Origin of the sequence: Aquicoccus sp. (assembly GCF_041686535.1) — a bacterium.
Taxonomy (GTDB): Bacteria; Pseudomonadota; Alphaproteobacteria; order Rhodobacterales; family Rhodobacteraceae; genus Aquicoccus.
On record NZ_JAWLDS010000023.1, the window covers coordinates 16,508 to 39,465 of the forward strand.

A 22,958-nucleotide genomic window follows, 5' to 3' on the forward strand; every position below is an offset into this window, starting at 1 on the left:
GCGGATGATCTCAAACCTGGGTCGAGGCCGCCGGCGATACGATTCCGGACTCCGGGAACGGTCGGAAATTGGCGAAGTCCCAGTGCCGCCCCGGCGCCGCCGAGATCAACGCCTTGGTATAATCCTCGTGCGGGTCGCCCAGAACCCGGCCTGCGGGCCCGTATTCCACGACCCGGCCATGCTGCATCACCATCACCTCATCGCAGATCTGCGCGGCAACGCCCAGATCGTGGGTGATGAAGAGGATGCCCAGACCCAGCCGCTTCTGCAATTCGGCCAGCAGGTCGAGAACCTGTGCCTGCACGCTGACATCGAGCGCCGAAACCGCCTCGTCGGCGACAAGGATGTCGGGATCGACAGCCAGCGCGCGGGCGATCGCGATGCGCTGACGCTGACCGCCCGAGAACTGGTGCGGGAAGCGATTGACCGCGCTGGCGGGAAGGCCCACGAGTTCGAGCAATTCGCGCGCCCGCTCCTTTGCCTTGGCGCGCGGCACTCCGAAATTCAGCGGACCCTCGATGATCGATTCTCCGATCTCGCGCCGCGGGTTGAGCGAACGCATCGGATCCTGGAACACGATCTGGAATTTCCGCCGCCGCGCCTTGAGATCGGCCGGCTTCATCTGCGCGATATCCTCGTCGCCGACCATGATCTGTCCCGATGTCGGATCGATCAGCCGCATGATGCAGCGCGCCACGGTCGACTTGCCGGACCCGCTTTCGCCCACGATGCCGAGCGTGCGGCCATGCTGCAAGGTGAGGCTGACATCCTGCGCTGCCTTGACTTCGCGGTTCTTGAAGATCAGTCCGTCGCCGCCATAGGTCTTGCACAGGTTCCGGGTGCTGAGCACCACCTTTTCCGCACTGTCCGGGCGCGGCGAGCGCGGCACGTGGCTGGGCACCGACCGCAACAGATCGCGGGTATAGTCGGTCTGCGGATGGCGCAGCAGCTGGTCGAGCGACTGGGTCTCCATCACCTCGCCCAGCTTGAGCACGGTCACGTCCTCGGCGATTTCCGACACCACGCCCATGTCATGGGTGATAAACATCACCGCCGTGCCCTGCTCTTCACGCAATTCGCGGATCAGGGCCAGAATTTGCGCCTGCGTGGTCACGTCGAGAGCGGTGGTCGGCTCGTCCGCGATCAGCAGCTGCGGCCGCATGATCAGCGCCATGGCGATCATGATGCGCTGGCGCTGGCCCCCCGACAGCTGGTGCGGGAAGCTGCGATACATCTTGTCCACATCGGGCAGGTGCACCGCCTCCATCATCTCTTTGGCACGCCGCTTGCGCTGGCCCTGCGACAGGTCGGAGTGGAACTCCAGCACTTCCTCGATCTGCGCCCCCACACGCGCCACCGGGTTGAGCGCCGTCATCGGCTCCTGAAAGATCATCGACATCGCCGTGGCGCGCAGCTTGCGCAGCCGCTGCGGGGACGCGGTCAGCAGCTCCTCGCCCTTCATCCGGATCGACCCGGCGTTCGGCACCAGCGCCTTGGGCAAGAGCCCCATCGTGGCCAGCGCGGTCAGCGATTTTCCCGACCCGCTTTCGCCCACCAGGCACATGGTCTGGCCCGGCTTGATCACCATGTCGAGCCCCTTGACCACCTCCTGCTCGGGGTCGCCGTTGAGCGCGATGCGCAGGTTCTCGATTTCCAGAAGGTTGTCGCTCATCTGTCGATCCCCCGTTTTGCCATGCGCGGATCAAGTGCGTCACGCACCGCGTCGCCCAGAAGGTTGATGGCCAGGATCGCCACCGAAACGACGATCCCGGGCCAGAGCACGATCCCTGGGTTGATCTGGAAATAGATCCGCCCTTCGGCCATGATGTTGCCCCAGCTCGGAGTCTCGGGATTGATGCCCGCGCCGAGAAACGAAAGGATCGCCTCGACCAGGATCGCCGATGCACAGATATAGGTGCCCTGGATGATCAGCGGCGCGATGGTATTGGGCAGGAGATGCCGGCGCATGATCAGGAACGTGGACGAACCCGCGGCGATCGCGGCCTCGACATAAGGTTCCTCGCGGGCCGAAAGCACGACCGAGCGCACCAGCCGCACCACCCGCGGCACCTCGGGGATTGTGATGGCGATCAGGACGGTCCAGATGCCGGCCCCCCAAAGCGACACGATGGCGATGGCCAGCAGGATGTTGGGAATGGCCATGAGACCGTCCACCATCCGCATCAGGATCGAGTCGAGCCAGCGGATATAGCCCGCCAGAAGGCCCAGGATCAGCCCGGAGATCACCGCAAAGACCGCCGCGCCCAGCCCGACAACAAGCGATATGCGCCCGCCATATATGATGCGTGACAGAAGATCGCGACCATATGCATCGGTGCCCAGCCAATTGATCTCGCTCGGCGGCTTGAGCCGCTCGGACGGCGTCAGGCGCACGGGGTCATGCGGGACCACCCACGGCGCGAACAGCGCCGACAGGACGATGAGCGCCAGGACAAGCGAGGCGATGAACACGAACGGGCTCGAGAACACGATCTCGCGCACGCGATGCAGAGGCGAAACCCGCGCTTCCGCAGGAGTTATGACGGTCTGATCTGTCATGAGTATCGAATCCTCGGATCAAGCAGGACATAGGCAATGTCGATCAGCAGGTTGACGACGACATAGACGAGCGAGGCCAGCAGGATCACCGCCTGGATCACCGGATAATCGCGCGCCAGCACCGCATCGACCGTGAGACGCCCAAGACCCGGCAGGTTGAACACGCTCTCGGTCACGACCACGCCCGAGATGATCAGGGCAAAGCCGATCCCGATCACGGTGATGATCGGCACCGAACAGTTGCGCAGCGCATGACGCATGAGAACCAGACGCTCGGGCAGGCCCTTGGCGCGCGCCGTGCGGATGTAATCGTCGCCCAGGATTTCAAGCATCGAGGTCCGCGTGATCCGCGCGATGAGCGCGATATACAAGAGTGTCAGGGTGAAGGTCGGTAGCGCGATGCGATGCAGGAAGGGGCCTATCCCTTCGCCGATGGCGCGGAAGCCCTGGACCGGGAACCAGTTCAACTGCATCGAGAACAGCGAGATCATCAGGTAGCCGATCACGAAGACCGGCACCGAAAAGCCCAGCACCGAAATCATCATCACGAACCGGTCGATCAGCGTGCCGTGTTTCCACGCCGCGATCACGCCCAAAGGCACGGCGATCACCACCGAGAGGATGATCGTGGTCAGCGCAAGGCTGATCGTCGGTTCCATCCGCGCGGCGATCAGGTCGATCACAGGCTTGCCGGAAATCACCGAAGTGCCGAAATCGCCCCGCAGCAGGTCAGCGATCCAGCTGATGAACTGGATATGAATCGGGTCGTTCAGCCCCAGGGCCTCGCGAATCCGCTCAAGCTGTTCCGTCGTCGCGGTGTCGCCCGCGATGATCGCGGCCGGATCGCCCGGCGTCAGCCGCAGCATCAGGAACACGAACAGCGCCACGAACCCCATCACCGGCACGGCGGCAAGGATACGTTGCACGATATAACCGAACATCGGCACTCCCTTTCAGGTTCTCGGCCCTCAGGGCCGCCCGATCAATCAGCAGGTGACCGGGGAACTCTTTCGACATCGGCCCCGCACCCATTGCAGGTGCGAGGCCGGATCTTCACGGATCAGTTCTTGGAGATGTTCCAGAAGAACGGTGCGGGACCGTCGAGAACACCATCAAGGTTGCTCGTCCAGGCCGACGGCACGATATACTCGCCGATCGGGGCATAGACACCCTCTTCATACGCCACTTCCTGGATCTTCGCCGCGTACTCCTGCTGTTCTTCGAGCGAGCCCGCGGTCGCATAGGCCATGCGCAGCTCTTCCAACTCGGGCACTTCGGGCCATCCGAACCAGCCGCCATCCGGACCCTTGCCGTTGACCATGTTGTTGACCAGCGGGTTGAACACGTCCGCGCCAACCCAGTTGGTTGCAAACATGTGCCAGCCGCCTTCATCGACCGGCTCCTGGCTTGCACGACGCCCGACGAGCGTTTGCCAGTCCATTGCCCGCAGGTCCACCTCGAAGCCCACATCACGCATGGCTTGCGCCACCACGACCGGCTGGGTGCGCAGCGTGCCGACATCGGTCGGGTGCATGATCATGATCGGCGTGCCGTCGTAGCCAGCCTCTTCCAGAAGCTCGCGGGCCAGGTCCTGCCCATTGCCCTCGGTCAACGTCTCGGAACCCACATCCGTGGCCAGCGGCGTGTCACAAATGAACATCGCGCCGCAGATGTTGTAGAGATCGGGATTGCCGATCATCGCATCCAGAACGTCCTTCTGATAGATCGACGCGATCGCCGCCTTGCGGATACGCGGGTCATCCATCGGTGCATTGAGTGCGTTGGGGCGTATGATCGTTTGATAGCCCAGCGCGTTGAGGTTGCGCACCTCGACATCGGGGTTCGCTTCGAGGACCGGCAACAGGTCGGACGGCGGGCTTTCCCAATAGTCGATCTCGCCGGCCGTGATGGAGTTGAGCGTGGTCTGGTCATCGGGCATCACCACCCATTCGACCCGGTCCACCTTGACCACCTTGCCACCGGCCGCCCAGCTCGGCTCCTCGTCGCGGGGCACGTAATCCTCGAACTTCTCGTAAACCGCCTTCACACCCGGCTCGAACTCATCATCCACCCACTTGAACGGGCCCGACCCGATCTGTTCGGGAATCGGCTCGGTCGAAGGGGTTTCCGCAATGCTCTTGGGCATGATGAAAGGCACGCTCGATGACGGCTTGGCCAGGCTGTCGATGACAAGGCCAAAGGGCTCTTTCATGTTCATGACAAAGACGTTGTCACCGTCCTGGCCCATGCTCTCGACGAAATCCATCAGCACCTGGCCCATGCCGTCACGCTCGCCCCAGCGGGCGATCGAGGCGGCCACGTCCTCGCCGGTGACGGGGCTGCCGTCATGGAACATGAGTCCATCGCGCAGGGTAAAGCGGTAGGTCAGCCCGTCGTCCGACACCTCCCAGCTATCGACCATCTGCGGCTGCGCTTCCATGTTCTCGTCCAGCGCGAACAGCGTGTCAAACACCATGTAGCCATGGTTGCGGCTCATGTAGGCCGTGGTCATGATCGGGTCGAGCACCCGCAGTGCCGAGTGCTTGACAGCGGTCAATGTCTCGGCAGAGAGCGGGGCGGCGGCCATCGTGGCGGCGGCAAGCACCGCGGCGCTCAGCGCCGAACGGCGCAGGCCCGTGCCGATGCGGCCCGACATTCGTTTCAGATCAAGTGGTAGGGTCATGTTCATCTCCCGTTGGTTGGTGTTGTGCGTCGGGTTTGGTGGCCCTTTTGTGACGCGGTTGGTTGCTCGGATCGCGGCACCGCGCATTCCGCGCGGGGCCGAATTTCGCGGTATCAGCTCCGGCTTGGCTCGATCACTCCCTCGGCTTGCGTCGCGCTGCGAGGCGCGAAGGCGGCCCCCAGCGGTTCGAGCCGCATTCCCGGCGCCAACCGCGTGAACGGCAGGCTTGCCGGGCTGATCGGCATCGGACCGGGTGCGACACAGGTCAGGATCGTTTCCGCGATGGTATCGAAATCCGCCCGGAAATGCACTGAACTCTTGTTGACGAGGATCGGCTCTTCGGTGGGTTCGATGCCGACGAACCGATACATTTGCTGATCGGCCATCTGCGCCTTGTGGCTGGTCACGACCACCCGCACATTACCGATGCGCAGACAGGCCGACGGCCCCATGTCGAGCGGGGCGCCCCCGTAGAACGGCCCCGAGGCCACCAGATGACCGTCCGAAAGCGTTTCGACCACGAACCGCCCCTCGAAGGGCGCGTCACCCGGGATGTTCGAGAACCCGCCCAGCGCGATCTCGATCTCGGCGCCCTCACCCGCCGAATGGGCGGCGGCCGCGGCCCCGGGGTCGACCATGTTGCCCAGCGCGCCGCGCGCCTTGTTGCGCACCATCGCCGCCAACATGCCGGTGGTGTTCGAATCGCCCCCGGCGCCGGGGTTGTCCTGCGTGTCGGCGATCACCACGGGCCGGTTGGCGGTTGCCGCGATGCGCATCGCCTCCTGCACGCCCTCGTCCGGGTCATAGCTGCGACCGGCAAAGGCATCCTCGGCTGACAGGACCGCGGCTTCGATCCGATCCGCGGCGGCGTCCGCCGCGCCCTGGCTCTCAGCGTAGCAGATCACCGTCGGCCCGCAGCCCGGAAAATCCGCCGCCGGAAAGCCGAAAAAGAACGAAGTGCTGCTGACCTCGCCGCCCTCGCAATCGGCCACCAGGTCATAAATGCCCTTCGCCGGCTCCATCCGGGTGCTCTGCCATGCGATCGGGACAAGGAAGGGCACACACCGGAACGCCTTGGCGAAAGGTGCGCCGCGACTCATCAGCCGGTCAAGCTGTTCCGCCGCGCGACGCCCGGTCTCGCCCATATCGACATGCGGATAGGTGCGAAAGCCCACCAGGACGTCGGCCGCGCCGACCATCTCGGCCGTGATGTTGCCATGCAGATCGAGCGCGCAGGCAATCGGCACATCCGGTCCCACCACGGCGCGCACCCGCGCGATGAGTGCACCCTCGCCATCATCGACATGCTCGGCCACCATCGCGCCATGCAGGTCGAGAAACACACCATCCAGCGGCCCCGCCGCCGCGATGCCCTCCACGATCTCGTCGGAAATACGGTCATAGGCGTCGCGCGTCACATGCGCCGAAGGGATCGCCCCGGCCCAAAGCACCGGCACCATGTCCCAGCCCGCGCCCTCGCCATGCTGCACCGCGCCGCCGATCCCGAGATTGATCCCGCGCCCCCGGCGCAGAACGTCATCGCCACGCGCCATGGGCATATAGCCTCCGCCCTGCAAGAAATCCTCATGCGCCGCCTTTGTCGGGGCGAATGTGTTCGTCTCATGCAAGAAACCTGCAAGCGCAACTTTGCGCATATGTCGTTCGTCCCTGTTCTTGTTCCCCGACCGTTGATCCAGCAATCCAGCGTTGACCCTACGTCAGCGAGCCTTCTGTATTGCATAGTGATACGGCTGCATTGTATGACTATCGTAAAGTTGTGAATCGGCCCCTGTCAACGGCCAAACATGAATGGGACGTCACGTTGCCCCGAAACACGACCCGCGCCGAACCCGGATTGCGCGGCCTGACCGAAAGCGATCGCTCAGGCCCGCTTTTTGTGCGCTCGCTGGAAAAGGCCATGCAGGTGCTGTCGGCCTTTCATCATGCCGACAGCCCCCTGTCATTGTCCGAGATCGCCGAACAGGCGGGTGTCGATCGCAGCACGGCACAACGGATGGTGCACACCCTGCGCGCCATGGGTTATATCGGTCGCGCTGCGGATGGGCACGGCTTTGTCCCTGGGATACGGTTGCTCGACCATACGCTTGATTACCTACGGCTTGACCCGCTGGTACGCCGCGCGACGCCGATCCTCCAGGAACTGCGCAAGGAGGTGCGCGAGCGGGTCGACCTGTCGCTTTTCGACGATCTGCGCGTGGTCTATGCCGTGCGCCTTCAAAGCAAGCGCCAGACCTTCTACACCACACTTGTCGGCCACAGCGTGCCCAGCTTTTGCAGCTCCGGCGGCTGGGCGATTCTCTCGCGTCTGCCGAATGACAGGGTGCGCGACATCCTCGACCGCTCCGACCGCCGCCCCTTCACCCCCCATACCGTCACCGAAATCCCCGAGATACTCGAAAAGATCGCCGAAACCAGCGCCAACGGTTACGCGCTCACCCTCAACCAGATCCTGCTTGGCGAAATCGCGGCCGGCTTTCCGGTGCTCGACGCGAGCGGTGATCCGGTCGGAGCAATCCACGTGGCAGGATCACTCGCCGAGTGGACGCCCGAGGATTTCGTCAATCGCAACATCCCGCTCGCGCTCGAAGCAGCGCGCGCCATCAGCCAATATTGAGCGAGGTTCCATGACCCAGTTTGCCCTGCCCGGCCTTTCCGCCCCCGCGAGCATCCGCATCGACCGCTGGGGCCTGCCGCATATCCGCGCCGAAAACCCGCGCGATGCCTTTTTCGTGCAGGGTTTCAATGCCGCGCGCGACCGGCTCTGGCAGATCGACCTGTGGCGCAAGCGGGGCCTTGGCCTGCTGGCTGCGGATTTCGGCCCCGGCTACCTGATGCAGGACCGTGCCGCGCGGCTCCTGCTTTATCGCGGCGACATGGCGCCGGAATGGGCGGCCTATGGCCCCGACGCCGAGGAAATCTGCACCGCCTTCGCAAAGGGCATCAACGCGGGCGTCGATCTGGTGCTGGCCGGCCGCCTGCCCCTGCCCCCCGAGTTTGCCGAACTGGGCACGAAGCCCGCCCATTGGACGCCCGAGGACGTGGTGCGCATCCGCACCCATTGCCTAGCACGCAATGCCACGTCCGAACTGGCCCGCCAAAAGGTGCAGGCGCTCGCCTCGCCCGAGGTCGATCTCCTGCGCATGCCGCTTTCACCACCGGTGCCGGACGGGGAATGGGCCACGATGGACGGCACGCCCCTGCCCGACGATGCGCTCACCACCTATCTTCTGGCCACGGCACCCGTGACGTTCAGCGCCGAACGCCTCGCCGCCACGCTGGACGAGGCGCCGCTCTGGTCGGCGCTCGATCCGGCGCTCAACGTGCTGCGCCACGACACCCCGCCCGAGGGATCGAACAACTGGGCTCTCGCGCCCGCGCAAACGGCCACAGGGCGCGCGATCATGGCCAGCGACCCGCACCGCGCCCATGCCGCGCCCTCGCTGCGCTACATGGTGCATCTGAGCGCGCCGGGGCTCGACGTGATCGGCGCGGGAGAGCCTTCGTCGCCCGGCATCATGGCCGGTCACAACGGCACCGCCGCCTTCAGCCTGACGATCTTTTGCGCCGATCAGGAGGATCTCATGATCCACGAAACCCTGCCCGGCGCGCCGCACAGCTATCGCCTTGGCACGGGCAGCGAGGAGATGACCCGCATCGACGAGGTGTTCGCCGTCAAGGGCGCGCCCGATCAGACCCTGCCGCTCTACTTCACCCGCCACGGCCCAGTGCTCTGGCAGGACGAGGGGCGCAACCTTGCCCTGTCGCTGCGCACCGTTTTCACCGATCCGGGCACCGCGCCCTACATGGCCAGCCTCAAATCCATGCGCGCCACCACGATGAGCGATTTTCGCAAGGCGCTGCACAGCTGGGGGGCGCCCTCGGTCAACATGGTCTATGCCGACACCTCCGGCGATATCTGCTGGCAGGCGGCGGCCTATGTGCCACGCCGCAATGGCTGGCGCGGGCTGGCCCCGGTGCCCGGCGATGGCCGCTTTGAATGGCAGGGCTACATCACCGCCGCCGAGTTGCCCGCGACGGTCAACCCCGCCGATGGCGTGGTCTGGTCCGCCAACGAGATGAACGTGCCCGACGGCTGGGACCACGCCGCGCAGCCGGTGGGCCATGAATGGCTCGAAGACGGGCGCGCCGAACGGATCTCGCAAGAGCTGCGCTCGGGGAAGGCCCGTGGCATCGCCGACAACTGCGCCCTGCAAACCGACACCTTTTCGGGATATACCGCACGCCTTGTGAAACAGGTTCCCATGCAGGCCCCGGAAGAGGCCCGCGCGCTGCTCGCGGGCTGGAACGGTCATGCCGATGCCGACAGCCCCGCCGCCCTTCTGGCGGAGATGTGGCTCTCGAGCCACCTGCGCCCGGCACTTCTGGCCCGCGTCGCGCCCGACACCGATCTTCGTAAATGGTTCGGCGCGGGCTCCGTCGCCACCGTGGTCCGCATGTTGGAGGGTCGCCACCCCGGCCTCGCCCGTGCCGCCGGCCTCGATGATGACGCAACCCGCGACGCGTTCCTCGCCGAAACCCTCGCCGCCGCGTGGGCGGATGCCGTGGCGCGCTTTGGCACGGACCCAGCCGAATGGCATTGGGGCGATTTGCACAAGGGCTGGTTCGGCCACGCGCTGACCCCGCTGGGCCAGTCCCGCGATGTCGGCCCGCTCTCCAAGGGCGGTAGTTCCAGCACGGTGATGATGGCCCATTACGAGGCCAGTGATTACCGCGTGCGCATCGGGGCCTCGGTGCGCATGGTGGTCGATGTCGGGGAATGGGACAACAGCGTCTGGATCAACGCCCCGGGCCAGTCGGGCCTGCCAGGCACGCCCCATTACGACGATCTCGCCCCGCTCTGGGCCAGGGGGGACTATGTGCCGATGTGCTATTCCGACACGGCGGTCGAGGCCGCAACGGTCACGCGGATCGACCTCTTGCCCGGCTGAGATGCCCCGCCCCGGGCTTGTGCCGCGGCGGGTGTTTCCGATCAAACGCGACCCGGACTAGTTCCCCAATATCCCGGGCAGGCGCAGCCCGTGTTCCTTCGCGCAATCGATCGCATCCTCGTATCCCGCATCGGCGTGGCGCCACACGCCCGAGGCCGGATCGTTCCACAGCACCCGCTCCAGCCGCGTCGCGGCCTCCGGTGTGCCATCGGCCACGATGACCATGCCCGCGTGCTGCGAGAACCCCATGCCTACGCCGCCGCCGTGATGCAGGCTCACCCATGTCGCCCCCGACGCGGTGTTCATGAGCGCGTTCAGAAGCGGCCAGTCACTGACCGCGTCAGAACCATCCTTCATCGCCTCGGTCTCGCGGTTGGGGCTGGCAACCGATCCGCTGTCGAGGTGGTCGCGCCCGATCACGATGGGCGCCTTCAATTCGCCGCTGGCCACCATCTCGTTGAACCTGAGCCCCGCCCGGTGCCGGTCGCCCAGCCCAATCCAGCAGATCCGCGCCGGAAGCCCCTGAAACGAAATCCGGTCGCGCGCCATGTCGAGCCATTGATGCAGATGCGCGTTCTCGGGGAACAACTCCTTCATCGCCTGGTCGGTCTTGTAGATATCCTGCGGGTCGCCCGACAACGCACACCACCGGAACGGCCCGACGCCACGGCAAAAGAGCGGCCGGATATAGGCCGGAACGAAGCCCGGAAAAGCAAAGGCGTTCTCAAGCCCCTCGTCCTTGGCCACTTGTCGGATGTTGTTGCCGTAATCCAGCGTCGGCACACCATCGTTCCAGAAATCGACCATCGCCGCGACATGCACCTTCATGCTGGCCCGCGCGGCTTTTTCCACCGCCTTGGGATCGCTCTCGCGCTTGTCGCGCCACTCGGCCATGCTCCAGCCCTGCGGCAGGTAGCCGTTGACCGGATCATGCGCGCTGGTCTGGTCGGTCACGATGTCAGGACGCACACCGCGGCGGTAAATCTCGGAAAAGATATCGGCGGCATTGCCCAGAAGGCCCACCGACTTGGCCTCGCCCGCCTTGGTCCAGCGCTCGATCATCTCCAGCGCCTCGTCCAGGCTCTGGGCCTTTTCATCAAGATATTTCGTGCGCAGGCGAAAGTCGATGCTATCGGGGTTGCACTCCACCGCAAGGCAACAGGCCCCGGCGAAAACAGCGGCCAGCGGCTGCGCGCCGCCCATCCCGCCAAGCCCCCCGGTCAGGATCCAGCGCCCCTTGAGGTCGCCGCCGTAATGCTGCCGCCCGGCCTCGGCGAATGTCTCGTATGTGCCCTGAACGATGCCCTGGGTGCCGATATAGATCCACGACCCGGCGGTCATCTGGCCATACATCATCAGCCCCTTGCGATCGAGCTCGCTGAAATGTTCCCAGTTGGCCCAATGCGGCACAATGTTGGAATTGGCGATCAACACGCGCGGCGCATCCGCATGGGTCTTGACGATCGCCACCGGCTTGCCCGATTGCACCACCAGCGTTTCGTCGGCCTCCAGATCCTTCAACCCCGCGACGATCCGGTCGAAATCCTCCCATGTGCGCGCCGCCCGCCCGATGCCGCCATAAACGACAAGCTCATGCGGGTTCTCGGCCACGTCCGGGTGCAGGTTGTTCATCAGCATCCGCATCGGCGCCTCGGTGAGCCAGCTCTTGGCGGTGATGTCGGGGCCGGTGGGCGGATATACGTCGCGCAGGTTATGGCGGGGGTTGATCATGCGGGCCTCCTCTGGATGACGGCGGATCGGTACAACCATTGACAAATGTCGGCGGAGCGGGATTCGCCACCGCCATTTTATGTCTACAATTAGCTATTATGTATGCACATAATATGTCAACCCGAAGCTCCCCTTGAAAACGGCGCGATCGCCCCGGCCATCGGGCCACGACCCCGTGCGTTACTCCCGCCCGGTTTCCCTCGGCCGGTCCCGGCCCTAGAGTGGTCACACGACCGATCACGCGAGGGGACAGGCATGGACGACAAGATCGTGATTCTCACCGGCGCCGGCATCTCGGCCGAAAGCGGGCTTGGCACTTTCCGCGACGAAGATGGGCTGTGGACACGCTATGACCTCGAAGAGGTGGCCACGCCACAGGGCTTTGCCCGCAACCCCGATTTCGTGCATGACTTCTACAACGCACGCCGGGCCAATTGCGCGGGTGCCGAGCCCAATGCCGCCCATGCCGCCCTGGCCCGGCTCGAACGCGAGTACCCCGGCGAGGTGGTGATCGTCACCCAGAATGTCGACGACCTGCATGAACGCGCTGGGGCGGCCCGCGTGATCCACATGCATGGTGCGCTCTGCGGGGCGCTCTGCGCCGCCTGCAGCCATCGCTGGCCCGCCCCGCCCGCGATGCAAACCGCCGATCCCTGCCCCGCCTGCGCCGCCCCGGCCACGCGCCCCGACGTCGTATGGTTCGGCGAGATCCCCTATCACATGGATGCGATCATGGGCCATCTCGCCTCCTGCTCCCGCTTCGCCGCCATCGGCACCAGCGGCGAGGTCTACCCGGCGGCCAGTTTCGTGCAACTGGCCACCGAGACCGGCGCGCATACGGTCGAGTTGAACCTCGAACCCTCCTCGGTCGTGTCGACCTTCGCCGAGACACGTTACGGCCCGGCCACGAAGGTGGTGCCCGGTTGGGTCAGTGACATCCTGGCCCCGGTATAGAAGAGGGGCGCCCCCGTTTCCCGGGACGCCCCTCTCGAACAGTCAAACCGATTCGACCAATCAATCGCCGTGCTTGTGCTCCATCTGGCCATGCGTCGGCTTGCGCTCGAGATCCACGGGCACTTCGATCTGCACCTCTCCGGCCTTCTCGAACACCAGCGTGAGCGGGATGATGTCATCCTGCTCCAGCGGTTCGCGAAGCCCGAGGAACATCACGTGATTGCCGCCACGCTTCATCTCGATCATACCATCACCGGGCAGCGCAAACCCCTCCTCGACATGGATCATCCGCATCACCCCGTTTTCATCTTCGCGATGGGTGTGCAATTCGACCTTGTCGGCCACATCCGACCGGGCATCGACCAGATGATCGTCGGAACCGCCGTCATTATGGATGACCATGAAGGCCGCGCCCGAACTCGACATCATCGACGATGCACGGGCGTAGGCGTCATGCACCTCGATTCCATCCGCAAAGGCAGGCAGGGCACTCAGGCTAAGAACGGCGGCGGAAACGGCCCCCAGCATACGGGTCTTGAAAGACATGGCGTCTCTCCTTCTTGTCTCGAAAATTCCAATGGGTTTCTGTCAGTGACGCCAGGCGCGTCACAGCGCATCCGCGGGCGGCCCACGAGCCCGCGCCACGGGTCCGACCGACGAGATCGCCCGCGCGGCGCCGTCCGGGCGCAGCCTGATACCCTTTCCCACGGGTCGCGCCACCACCTGCGGCATGGTCCCGGCCAGGGCGAAATGCGACAGCGCGCAGTCGGGACAGATATGGGACGGGCCGACCGGCTGGCCATTCCCGTCCACCAGCACGGTGACCGGCCCCGTGCCCGTGCACAGAACGAGATGCCCGGCGACATCGGACATGCCGCGGGCAACCGCCATGCTCTGGCCCGTCAGCGCCAGGATCGCGGCCAGCATCAGTCCGAGAAATGGGCGGAACCTTCGTTTCATGACTTCAGGTTATAAGTCATGTGCCCACCCTTCAAAAGAGACGATCCGCCACGGGCCGTGGGGCATGTGGGCGGAACGGCCCGGGGCAGTCGACAGTGCCACGAAAAAGGCCCTGCCGGTCAGGCAGGGCCGCGACTCACTGTCCCTGGACTTGGAATCAGGCCGTTGCCAGCGCCTTGATGACTTCCTTCTTCACCTTGAGCGCGTTGGCCGAAAGTTCGTCATCCTTGGCCTTGACGAGATAGGCGTCGAGCCCGCCGCGATGGTCGACCGAGCGCAGCGCGGCGGCCGAAATACGCAGCTTGATGCCGCGGCTAAGCGCTTCCGAACGCAGGGTCACGTCGTTCAGGTTCGGCAGGAAACGCCGCCTGGTCTTGTTGTTGGCGTGGCTGACATTGTTGCCAGTCATCGGGCCTTTACCGGTCAGTTCGCAGACACGCGACATGGGTTCATCCTCATCTTGTCTCGGGGCCGAGGCGAGAGCCCCGACAATACAAACGGGCGCCGACCACGCAGCGCCCCGAAATCCGTTCGCGGTCTTTAGGCGGAATCGGTGGATGCGTCAAGCGGGTTTCAGAACGCCACCATGTCCCCACCCTTGAGATCCAGCATAGCCCGCGCCTCGTCGGGCGAGGCAATGTCCAGCCCCATCCCCTCGACGATGCCGCGCGCGATGCGCACCTGCTCGGCATTCGATCGCGCCAGGACGCCCGGACCGGCCCAGAGCGAATCCTCAAGCCCCACGCGCAGGTTGCCCCCCATCGCCACCGCCAGCGCGGCCACCCTCATCTGGTTCTTGCCGGCCCCCAGAACCGACCATTGATACTGATCCCCGAAAAGCCGGTCGGCGGTGCGCTTCATGTGGATCACGTCCTCTTCATGCCCGCCGATGCCGCCAAGGATGCCGAACACCGACTGCACGAAGAGCGGCGGCTTGACGAGCCCCCGGTCGAGGAAATGTGCAAGATTGTAGAGATGCGCGATATCGTAGCATTCGAACTCGAACCGCGTGCCCCGGTCCGAGAGCGTGCGCAGCACGTATTCGATCTCCTGGAACGAGTTGCGGAACACCAGGTCACGGCTGTTTTCCAGGTGCTCACGCTCCCAGTCATGCTCGAACTCGGTGAATCGCTCGAGCATCGGGTAGAGCCCGAAATTGATCGACCCCATGTTGAGCGAGGCCACCTCCGGCGCGAACACCTCGGCCGGCCGCACCCGTTCCTCGACGCGCATGAAGGGCGAACCGCCGGTGGTGATGTTGATCACCGCGTCGCTGCGCTGCTTGATGACCTTCAGGAAGGGCTCGAACGCCTCGGGGGTCTGGTCGGGCTTGCCGGTTTTCGGATCGCGAGCGTGCAGGTGCACCACCGCGGCACCGGCCTCGGCCGCCCCGACGGCCGCTTCGGTGATCTCTTCGGGCGTGACCGGAAGGTGCGGCGACATGCTCGGCGTGTGAATCGCGCCTGTGACGGCGCATGTGATGATGATCTTGCGGGCCATGTTGAGTCCTCCCTTGCTGACCACGATGATGCCCGGATGCCGGCCAAAGGCAATCCCCGGCTTATGGGTTTTCAACCGGCGCGTGGCCCGCTACATCCGCGCCATGACTGTCACCTTCCGCACCATGACCAAGGCCGACCTCGCCGCCGCAGCCGCGCTCTGGCATGAGGGCTGGCATGACGGTCACACCGCGATCTGCCCGCCCGCACTCACCCGGCTGCGCACCGAGGCCAGTTTTCGCGACCGGCTTTCGTGCGACATGGCAAACGCTCGCGTGGCGCTGCGCGCGGATCGCGTGGCGGGATTTCATATCCTCAAGGACAACGAGCTCTACCAGTTCTTCGTCGCCCCCGGCGAACGCGGCTCCGGCCTTGCCCGGCTGCTCATGCAGGACGCGGAAACCGCCCTGCGCATGGCGAGCCATGACCGCGCCTGGCTGGCCTGCACTGTCGGCAATGCCCGCGCCGCGCGCTTTTACGAAAAGACGGGCTGGACGCGCATGGCGACCGAACGGATGGAATTCGAGACCGCCACCGGCCCCTTCGCGCTCGATGCCTGGCGCTACGAAAAGGCGCTTTAGATTCCTATTCCGCCGCCTCGCCCAGAAAGCCGCCCGATTGGCGCGCCCAGAACCGGGCATAAAGCCCCTCCTTGGCCAGAAGATCCTCGTGGCGGCCCTCTTCCACGATCCGGCCTTCGTCCAGAACCACGATCCGGTCCATATGCGCGATGGTCGAAAGCCGGTGCGCGATGGCGATCACCGTCTTGCCCTCCATCATGCCGTAAAGCGTCTGCTGGATCGCCGCCTCGACCTCGCTGTCAAGCGCGCTCGTGGCCTCGTCGAGCAGCAGGATCGGCGCATCCTTGAGGATCACCCGCGCCAGCGTGATCCTCTGGCGCTGCCCGCCCGAAAGCTTCACCCCGCGCTCGCCCACATGCGCGTCATAGCCGCGCCGCCCCAGCGCATCCTCCAAATCCACGATAAACTCATGCGCCTCGGCCTGGCGGGCTGCAGCCACGATCTCTTCCTCGGTGGCCTCGGGGCGGCCATAGCGGATATTGTCGCGCACCGAGCGGTGCAACAGGCTGCTGTCCTGCTGAACCATGCCGATCTGCGCACGCAGGCTGTCCTGCGTCACCGTGCGCAGATCCTGCCCGTCGATGCGGATCGCCCCCGCCTCGACATCGTAGAACCGCAGCAAGAGCTTCACCAGCGTGGACTTGCCCGCGCCCGACCGCCCAACAAGCCCCACCTTCTCGCCCGGGGCCACCGTCAGGCTCACATGGTCGAGCCCACCCATGCCGCGCCCGTAATGATGGCTCACCCCGTCAATCTCGATTCGCCCTTCGGTGAGGCGCAAGGGCTGCGCATCGGGCGCATCGACAAGGTCGATGGGCTGGGCGATGGTCTCCATCCCCTCGGCCACCACGCCAAGCTGGCGAAAGAACGTGGTCAGCGCCCACATGATCCAGCCGGTCATCGCGTTGAGCCTGAGCGTCAGCGCCGCGGCAACCGCCACCACGCCCACGCTCGCCTCGCCCGTCATCCAAAGCGCGATGGCCCAGCCGACCACGCCCACGATCAGCACGCCGTTCAGGAAGACAAGCCCCACATCCATGATCGTGTAGATCCGCATCTCGGCCTGGAAGGTGCGACGCGCGTGTTCGATCGCCTCGCGGGCATACTCCATCTCGCCATGGGTATGAGCGAACATCTTGACCGAGTGGATGTTGGTATAGGCATCGACCACCCGGCCCGTCACCGCGCTTCTCGCATCCGAGGCACGCTTCGACGCGGGGCCTACGCGCCGCACGGTCCAGCGCATCAACACCCCATAGGCCAGAAGCCAGATCACAAGCGGGATCGCCAGGCGCGGATCCGCCTGCCCCATCAGGATCAACGCCCCCGCCACATAGGCCAACGCATAGGTCAGCGCATCGAAGATCTGGAACACCGCCTCGCCCGCGGCGGGGGGCGTCTGCATGATGCGGTTCGCGATGCGTCCCGCGAAATCGTTCTCGAACCAGCCCACTGACTGGCGCATCACGTGGCCATGCGCACGAAACCGGATCAGCGTGCCGAAATTCGGCATGATCGCGTTGTTCAAGAGCAGTACATCCAGCCCCTGGATGGCCGGGCGCAGCACCAGGATGAACAGCGCCAGCGCGATCAACGTCGTGCCATGCGCCTCCCAGACCGCCGCCGGATCACCCGTGAGCGCATCGACGATCCAGCCCATCGCATGAATGAGCCCGATCTCGACCACCGCAACCACGACGGACAACAGGCCCGTGACCCAGAACACCCGTCTGAAAGGCCGTGCATATCGCGCCATGAACGGGGCAAGTCGGCGCGGCGGCGTGTCCTCGCGCGGATGGTTGCAATAGGGATCGACCAGGTTTTCAAAGAAGCGGAACATTCCAACCCTCCTGCAAGGCGCGGTTGCCAGCATGATGTGCCGCACCCGGCCACCCGCCTGACGTCAGGGCGATTTGAGTATTTTTCCCAAGAAAGAGCACCATGGGCGCCAATCCGGGGAGTGGTCACATCGCCGCGGCGCCGTCGGTGAACTGCAGCCGCGCCAGCCGCGCATAAAGCCCGTCCTCCGAGACCAACTCCTCGTGGCATCCGACCGAAACGATCCGGCCCGCCTCCATCACCACGATACGGTCGGCCTTTTTCACCGTCGCCAGGCGATGCGCCACCACGATCGTTGTGCGGCCCTCGGAGAGGGTATCCACCGCCTCCTGCACCGCGCGTTCGCTTTCCGCGTCAAGAGCGCTCGTCGCCTCGTCGAGGAGCAACACCGGCGCGTCGCGCAGGATCGCCCGGGCGATGGCGATGCGTTGTTTCTGTCCGCCCGACAAGAGCACGCCACGCTCGCCCAGCGGGCTGTCATACCCCTGCGGCAGTGCTGCGATGAACTCGTGTGCGGCGGCGGAGCGGGCGGCGGCCTCGACCTCCGCATCGCTCGCATCCTCGCGGCCAAACCGGATATTGTCGCGCGCCGAGGCGGCAAAGATCACCGGGTCCTGCGGCACCAGCGCGATTTCCTGCCGGAAATCGGCCCGTGCCAGCGTCTTGAGATCCTGCCCGTCGAGCAGCACCCGCCCCGCTTGCGGATCATAGAATCGCTGGATCATCTGGATGATCGTCGTCTTGCCCGCCCCCGACGGGCCGACAAAGGCGACCGTCTCGCCCGGCGCGATCACCAGATCGACATCGTGTAGCGCCGCAATGTCGGGTCGCGACGGATAGGAAAACCGCACGCGCTCGAACGCGATCTCGCCGCGCACCGGACGCGCCAGCGGCACCGGCGTCTCCGGGTCGCGCACCGCGTCCTCGGCTTCCAGAAGCTCGACCAGGCGCTCGGTCGCCCCCGCCGCGCGCTGCAACTCGCCCCAGATCTCGCTGAGTGCGGCGACCGCCCCCGCGACCATCACGGCGTAGATCACGAACTGCACCAGCGCGCCTGTGCTCATCACCCCGCCGCGCACGTCGCGCGCACCGATCCAGAGCACACCGACCACGCCGGCAAAAACCAGGAACATCACCAGCACGGTCATCACCGCACGCACGGTGATCCGTCGCCGCGCCGCGTCGTAACTCTTCTCGGTGATATCGGCAAAACCCGCACGACTGGCCGCCTCGTGGGTAAAGGCCTGCACCGCCTGCACCGCGCCCAGCGTCTCGCTCGCGTTGCCCGAGCTGGCCGCGATCCAGTCCTGGTTTTCACGGCTCAGCCGGCGCAGCTTGCGACCCATGGTCAGGATCGGCACGATCACCAGCGGCACAATGAGCAGGACCAGGCCGGTCAGCTTGGCCGAGGTGATGAGCATCAGCACAAGGCCACCCGTGAAAATCAGCAGATTGCGCAGCGCGATCGACACCGACGAGCCGATCACCGACAGGATCAGCGTGGTGTCGGTGGTGATGCGGCTCAGAACCTCGCCGGTCATGACGGTCTCGTAGAAACCGGGGCTCAGCCCGACCACCCGGTCGAACACCGCCTTGCGAATATCGGCCACCACCCGCTCGCCCAGCCGTGACACCAGCGCATAGCGCAGCCCCGTGCCCAGCGCCAGAAGCCCCGCGATCAGGATCGCCGCGCCGAAATACATGTCGAGCAGCGCGTCATTCTCGGTGCCGAAATTGTCCACCACCCGGCGCACCGCCATCGGCAGCGCAAGCGACAGCCCCGCGGTCAGCATGAGCGCCAGACCAGCCAGTCCGACCAGCCCGCGATAGGGCGCCATGAACGGAGCCAGCCGCTTGAGCGCGCCCACACGTTTCGATTTGTCGCGTTCCGCCTCGCTCACTGGCGGCGTGGCTGCCCTCGCCATGCGTGGCTCCCGTTTCCCGTTACACGTTCCGGGCTTCATGGCGGTGCCCGCGCATGGGGTCAAGCCGCGATCTGCCGCAGAATGGCCGGAAACTTGTCGGAATAACTGGAGCGGGTAGACGGAATCGAACCGACATAGCCTGCTTGGAAGGCAGGGGCTTTACCATTAAGCTATACCCGCTCAGGTTCCCGGTGCTTAGGACAAGCCCGCGCGCCGGTCAAGGGGCTAGATCGGCTTCAACAGGCGGCGATCACGATCACCTCGACCCTGAATTTCGGCAAGGCGAGCTTTGCCTCGCCGCACGCCCGCGCGGGCGCGTGACCCTCGGGCACCCAGGCGTCCCAGACCTCGTTCATCTCGGCAAAGTCATCCATATCGGCCAGCCAGATCACCGCCTGCAGGATGTTCTCGACGCTCGATCCCGCCTCTTCCAGCAGGGCTGCAACCTTGTCGAGGCAATCGCGCGTCTGCTCGGCCACGGTGTCGCCTTCGCCAACCTGCCCGGCGAGGTAGACAACCCCGTTATGCTTGACGATCTGGCTCATCCTTTGGTTCACATGGCTGCGTTCGATCATGATATTTCCTTTCCCGCCTGGGCTGAATGTTCCGCCTTACCAAGCACTTTGACACGGGCTTTGCAACGCTCCCGTCGCGATTTTCCCGCGACACCAATCCATCTTGACCGCGGGCCATGGCAGGGGCATGCAGTGATCATGACGATCATCTACAAAATCTTTCGCGACAGCGAGTTCCAGACCCTGCTGACCGACGGCCGCACCGACGGTGCACCGGTCGATCTCCACGACGGGTATATTCACTTCTCCACCGGCGAACAGCTGCGCGAGACGGCGGCAAAACATTTCAAGGGCGAGGATGGGCTGCACCTGCTGGCCCTTGACGCAGACAGCCTTGGCGATGCGCTCAGGTGGGAACCGTCGCGCGGCGGCGCGCTTTTCCCGCATCTCTACCGCGCATTGCACCTCGATGACCTCATCTGGCACAAACCCCTGCCGCTCACGGACGGCGCGCATGACTTCACCGGCCTCCTATGACCCCGCTTGAACGCCTCGGCCTCGGCCTGCTGCACCGGATCGATCCCGAAACCGCCCACGGGCTGGCCATCCGCGCCCTGCGCGCGGGCCTCGCGCCACAGCCCGGCGCTTTTACGACCCCGCGCCTGCGCACCACGCTGGCCGGGCTGGACCTGCCCAACCCGGTCGGGCTGGCCGCGGGCTTCGACAAGAACGCCACCGCGCTTGACCCGCTGGCCCGCGCGGGCTTCGGCTTTGTCGAGGTCGGCGCCGTCACCCCGCGCCCGCAACCAGGCAACCCGCGCCCGCGCCTCTTTCGCCTGTCGCAGGACCGCGCCGCGATCAACCGGTTCGGTTTCAACAATGACGGGATGGAGGCCATCGCCCCCCGCCTCGCCGCGCGAGGCAAGGATGGCGTCCTCGGGCTCAACCTCGGTGCGAACAAGGACAGCCCGGACCGGGCCGAGGATTTCGCCCGCGTGCTGGCCCGCTGCGGCCCGTTCATCGACTTTGCAACCGTCAACGTCTCCTCGCCCAACACCGAGAAGCTGCGCGATCTTCAGGGGGCGGCGGCGCTGCGCGAATTGCTCGCCCGGGTGATCGAGACGCGCAACTGGCTCAAACGCCCGATCCCGGTCTTTCTCAAGATCGCGCCCGATCTCACCGACACCGAACTGGCCGATCTTGCCGGGGTGGCGATGGACATGGGCGTCGATGCGATCATCGCCACCAACACCACGCTTGCGCGCGACGGGCTGACCTCGCCCCATCGCGGCGAGACGGGCGGCCTCTCCGGCGCGCCGCTCTTCGAGAAATCCACCCGCGTACTGGCCCGGCTTTACGATCTGACCGGCGGCGACATGCCGCTTGTCGGGGTCGGCGGCATCGGATCGGCCGAGGACGCCTATGCCAAGATCCGCGCCGGTGCCACCGCCGTGCAGCTTTACACCGCGATGATCTATCAGGGCCTGTCGCTTGGCGCCGACATCGCGCGCGGCCTTGATGTGCTGCTGGAACGTGACGGCTTTGCCAACGTGTCGCAAGCAGTCGGCATTTCCACGAAGGATTGGTTATGATTCTCACCATCTGGCACAACCCGCGCTGCACCAAGTCCCGCCAGACGCTGGCGCTACTCGAAGAGCACGGCCATACACCACATGTGCGCCGCTATCTCGACGATCCGCCCTCCGAAGCCGAGCTGCGCGCCTCAGCAAAGGCTCTCGGCGTCCGGCCCGTCGAAATGATGCGCGTGAAGGAACCGGAATTCAAAGCCGAGGGCCTGACCAAGGATAGCCACGATGACGCGCTCTTCGCCGCCATGGCGCGGATCCCGAAACTCATCGAACGGCCCATCGTCCTTGCCGGCAACATGGCCGCCATCGGCCGCCCGCCCGAGGCGGTGCTGGACATTCTCTAAAGCGTTCCGCCTCGCGCATGCCCGGGCCGCAAGGCGTCCCGGGCTGGATCAAGGGGTCAATGCAAGTGTTTGAAATCCCTCCTCAAAGCACCGCCTCCCAAAGCTCGATGAACACGTTGTGCTCATCGCCCCGTTCCGAGAATGCCGTGCCGAAGAACACCGCCTCCGACAGCCACGCATAGGGCCCCGCAGGGGCCTCGAACGCGGCTCTTGTACGGCCCTGGAACCCGCCCGAGGCGTGCGGAAACATCCGCCCGGCATTGGTAATCATCACCGTCGTGCCATCGTTGAACCGCACGCAATACCGCGCCTCGATCGCGTAGGAATCATCCGGCAAGAGCTGTGCAAAATCCGCGCCCCCCGGGATGATCACCCCGTCAAGCCCCTCGCCTCGCATCACGCCCCCGGTGATCGGAAAGACCGACCGCGTCCAGCCATGGGTGGTCTCGAACTCGACCGCCGGCCCGATCTCGGCCCGGATCGCCGCCCGCAAGACCACCTCAGGCTTCGGCAACGCCGCCTTCGCCCCGATATCCGTCACCCGCATGCCATGTCCCTACATTCCTGACGGAGCCACGAAACCCGATTCCCGATCCAAGCGCAATCGCAGCACGCTTGCGCACAAGGCCACACCTACAACCCAAGGGGCGAGCGGCTTCTACACAGGATGACACAGGGCAGCACACGGCCGCGGTCGGGTGCTCACAACATCGGCGTGGGGCAATTTATCCAGCAACGTCTTCCCTAGCCCAGACCGATGCGCAAGCCATCAATAGCACCCGGCCGGGGGGCGGCCGTGTGCCGCCCGG

Annotated in this window: 21 protein-coding genes and 1 tRNA gene; 7 read left to right on the top strand and 15 right to left on the bottom strand. The window is 65.2% G+C overall.

All coding sequences use genetic code 11. From position 1 onward, the window contains the following. Nucleotides 1-10: 10 nt before the first annotated feature. The 5 genes from ACESL9_RS07430 to ACESL9_RS07450 form a co-directional block, all read right to left on the bottom strand. A complete protein-coding gene (locus ACESL9_RS07430) occupies nt 11-1,672 on the bottom strand; it encodes a dipeptide ABC transporter ATP-binding protein (protein WP_372612714.1) in 1,662 nt (553 codons plus the stop codon). Then, nucleotides 1,669-2,559 carry an ABC transporter permease gene (locus ACESL9_RS07435; protein WP_372612716.1) on the bottom strand — a complete coding sequence of 297 codons (891 nt, stop codon included), beginning with the start codon at nt 2,557-2,559 and terminating at the stop codon, nt 1,669-1,671. Before ACESL9_RS07435 ends, ACESL9_RS07430 begins: the two co-directional genes overlap by 4 nt. Further along, the gene (locus tag ACESL9_RS07440; protein ID WP_372612718.1) at nt 2,556-3,500 is read right to left on the bottom strand and encodes an ABC transporter permease; all 945 of its coding nucleotides are present in this window, start codon (nt 3,498-3,500) and stop codon (nt 2,556-2,558) included. The genes ACESL9_RS07435 and ACESL9_RS07440 overlap by 4 nt, the downstream gene beginning before the upstream one ends. Nucleotides 3,501-3,619: 119 nt before the next feature. Next, nucleotides 3,620-5,242, bottom strand: coding sequence for an ABC transporter substrate-binding protein (locus tag ACESL9_RS07445; protein WP_372674667.1), 1,623 nt, complete (start codon nt 5,240-5,242; stop codon nt 3,620-3,622). Nucleotides 5,243-5,355: 113 nt separating this feature from the next. Beyond that, nucleotides 5,356-6,897, bottom strand: coding sequence for a M81 family metallopeptidase (locus ACESL9_RS07450; protein ID WP_372612722.1), 1,542 nt, complete (start codon nt 6,895-6,897; stop codon nt 5,356-5,358). Between the two features lie 167 nt (nt 6,898-7,064). Here ACESL9_RS07450 and ACESL9_RS07455 point away from each other — a divergent pair, with 167 nt between their 5' ends. Together ACESL9_RS07455 and ACESL9_RS07460 are read left to right on the top strand one after the other, a co-directional pair. Further along, entirely contained in the window at nt 7,065-7,877 is an 813-nt protein-coding gene (locus tag ACESL9_RS07455) for an IclR family transcriptional regulator (RefSeq protein ID WP_372612724.1), read from the top strand. Between the two features lie 10 nt (nt 7,878-7,887). Beyond that, nucleotides 7,888-10,212, top strand: coding sequence for a penicillin acylase family protein (locus tag ACESL9_RS07460; protein WP_372612726.1), 2,325 nt, complete (start codon nt 7,888-7,890; stop codon nt 10,210-10,212). Nucleotides 10,213-10,269: 57 nt separating this feature from the next. Here the strand turns inward: ACESL9_RS07460 and hutU are convergent, their stop codons facing one another. Next, a complete protein-coding gene (hutU, locus tag ACESL9_RS07465) occupies nt 10,270-11,943 on the bottom strand; it encodes a urocanate hydratase (protein ID WP_372674668.1) in 1,674 nt (557 codons plus the stop codon). Nucleotides 11,944-12,198: 255 nt separating this feature from the next. Here hutU and ACESL9_RS07470 point away from each other — a divergent pair, with 255 nt between their 5' ends. Beyond that, nucleotides 12,199-12,897 (top strand): NAD-dependent deacylase, encoded by a 699-nt coding sequence (locus ACESL9_RS07470; protein WP_372612730.1) that lies wholly within the window; start codon nt 12,199-12,201, stop codon nt 12,895-12,897. Between the two features lie 60 nt (nt 12,898-12,957). On the opposite strand, the gene ACESL9_RS07475 is transcribed toward ACESL9_RS07470, so the two are convergent. The 4 genes from ACESL9_RS07475 to ACESL9_RS07490 all read right to left on the bottom strand — a co-directional run bounded on the left by ACESL9_RS07475 (nt 12,958) and on the right by ACESL9_RS07490 (nt 15,357). Next, the gene (locus ACESL9_RS07475; protein WP_372612732.1) at nt 12,958-13,443 is read right to left on the bottom strand and encodes a copper chaperone PCu(A)C; all 486 of its coding nucleotides are present in this window, start codon (nt 13,441-13,443) and stop codon (nt 12,958-12,960) included. 60 nt (nt 13,444-13,503) lie between these two features. After that, on the bottom strand, nt 13,504-13,857 hold the full coding sequence (locus tag ACESL9_RS07480; protein WP_372612734.1) for a hypothetical protein: 354 nt from the start codon (nt 13,855-13,857) through the stop codon (nt 13,504-13,506). A 157-nt stretch (nt 13,858-14,014) separates the two neighbouring features. Then, nucleotides 14,015-14,302: a 50S ribosomal protein L28 gene (gene rpmB / locus ACESL9_RS07485; protein ID WP_372612736.1), complete on the bottom strand. Its 288-nt coding sequence runs from the start codon at nt 14,300-14,302 to the stop codon at nt 14,015-14,017. Between the two features lie 128 nt (nt 14,303-14,430). Continuing rightward, nucleotides 14,431-15,357 (bottom strand): 3-keto-5-aminohexanoate cleavage protein, encoded by a 927-nt coding sequence (locus tag ACESL9_RS07490; protein WP_372612738.1) that lies wholly within the window; start codon nt 15,355-15,357, stop codon nt 14,431-14,433. 82 nt (nt 15,358-15,439) lie between these two features. Between ACESL9_RS07490 and ACESL9_RS07495 the strand changes: the two genes are divergently transcribed. Then, nucleotides 15,440-15,937 carry a GNAT family N-acetyltransferase gene (locus ACESL9_RS07495; protein WP_372612740.1) on the top strand — a complete coding sequence of 166 codons (498 nt, stop codon included), beginning with the start codon at nt 15,440-15,442 and terminating at the stop codon, nt 15,935-15,937. 4 nt (nt 15,938-15,941) lie between these two features. On the opposite strand, the gene ACESL9_RS07500 is transcribed toward ACESL9_RS07495, so the two are convergent. The 4 genes from ACESL9_RS07500 to ACESL9_RS07515 all read right to left on the bottom strand — a co-directional run bounded on the left by ACESL9_RS07500 (nt 15,942) and on the right by ACESL9_RS07515 (nt 20,276). After that, nucleotides 15,942-17,777, bottom strand: a complete 1,836-nt coding sequence (locus ACESL9_RS07500; RefSeq protein ID WP_372612742.1) for an ABC transporter ATP-binding protein — start codon at nt 17,775-17,777, stop codon at nt 15,942-15,944. Between the two features lie 124 nt (nt 17,778-17,901). After that, nucleotides 17,902-19,701 carry an ABC transporter transmembrane domain-containing protein gene (locus ACESL9_RS07505; RefSeq protein ID WP_372612744.1) on the bottom strand — a complete coding sequence of 600 codons (1,800 nt, stop codon included), beginning with the start codon at nt 19,699-19,701 and terminating at the stop codon, nt 17,902-17,904. Between the two features lie 106 nt (nt 19,702-19,807). After that, a tRNA-Gly gene (locus ACESL9_RS07510) sits at nt 19,808-19,881 on the bottom strand. A 56-nt stretch (nt 19,882-19,937) separates the two neighbouring features. Beyond that, a complete protein-coding gene (locus ACESL9_RS07515) occupies nt 19,938-20,276 on the bottom strand; it encodes a RidA family protein (protein WP_372612746.1) in 339 nt (112 codons plus the stop codon). A gap of 138 nt (nt 20,277-20,414) precedes the next feature. Here ACESL9_RS07515 and ACESL9_RS07520 point away from each other — a divergent pair, with 138 nt between their 5' ends. The 3 genes from ACESL9_RS07520 to arsC are packed head-to-tail and all read left to right on the top strand — an operon-like array spanning nt 20,415 to nt 22,149. Continuing rightward, nucleotides 20,415-20,753, top strand: coding sequence for a DUF952 domain-containing protein (locus ACESL9_RS07520; RefSeq protein ID WP_372612748.1), 339 nt, complete (start codon nt 20,415-20,417; stop codon nt 20,751-20,753). Beyond that, nucleotides 20,750-21,808, top strand: coding sequence for a quinone-dependent dihydroorotate dehydrogenase (locus ACESL9_RS07525; RefSeq protein WP_372674669.1), 1,059 nt, complete (start codon nt 20,750-20,752; stop codon nt 21,806-21,808). The genes ACESL9_RS07520 and ACESL9_RS07525 overlap by 4 nt, the downstream gene beginning before the upstream one ends. Continuing rightward, nucleotides 21,805-22,149: an arsenate reductase (glutaredoxin) gene (gene arsC / locus ACESL9_RS07530; protein WP_372612752.1), complete on the top strand. Its 345-nt coding sequence runs from the start codon at nt 21,805-21,807 to the stop codon at nt 22,147-22,149. Before ACESL9_RS07525 ends, arsC begins: the two co-directional genes overlap by 4 nt. Before the next feature lie 82 nt (nt 22,150-22,231). Here arsC and ACESL9_RS07535 read toward each other — a convergent pair whose 3' ends face one another. Continuing rightward, on the bottom strand, nt 22,232-22,696 hold the full coding sequence (locus tag ACESL9_RS07535) for a DUF3237 family protein (RefSeq protein ID WP_372612754.1): 465 nt from the start codon (nt 22,694-22,696) through the stop codon (nt 22,232-22,234). Nucleotides 22,697-22,958 lie beyond the last annotated feature (262 nt).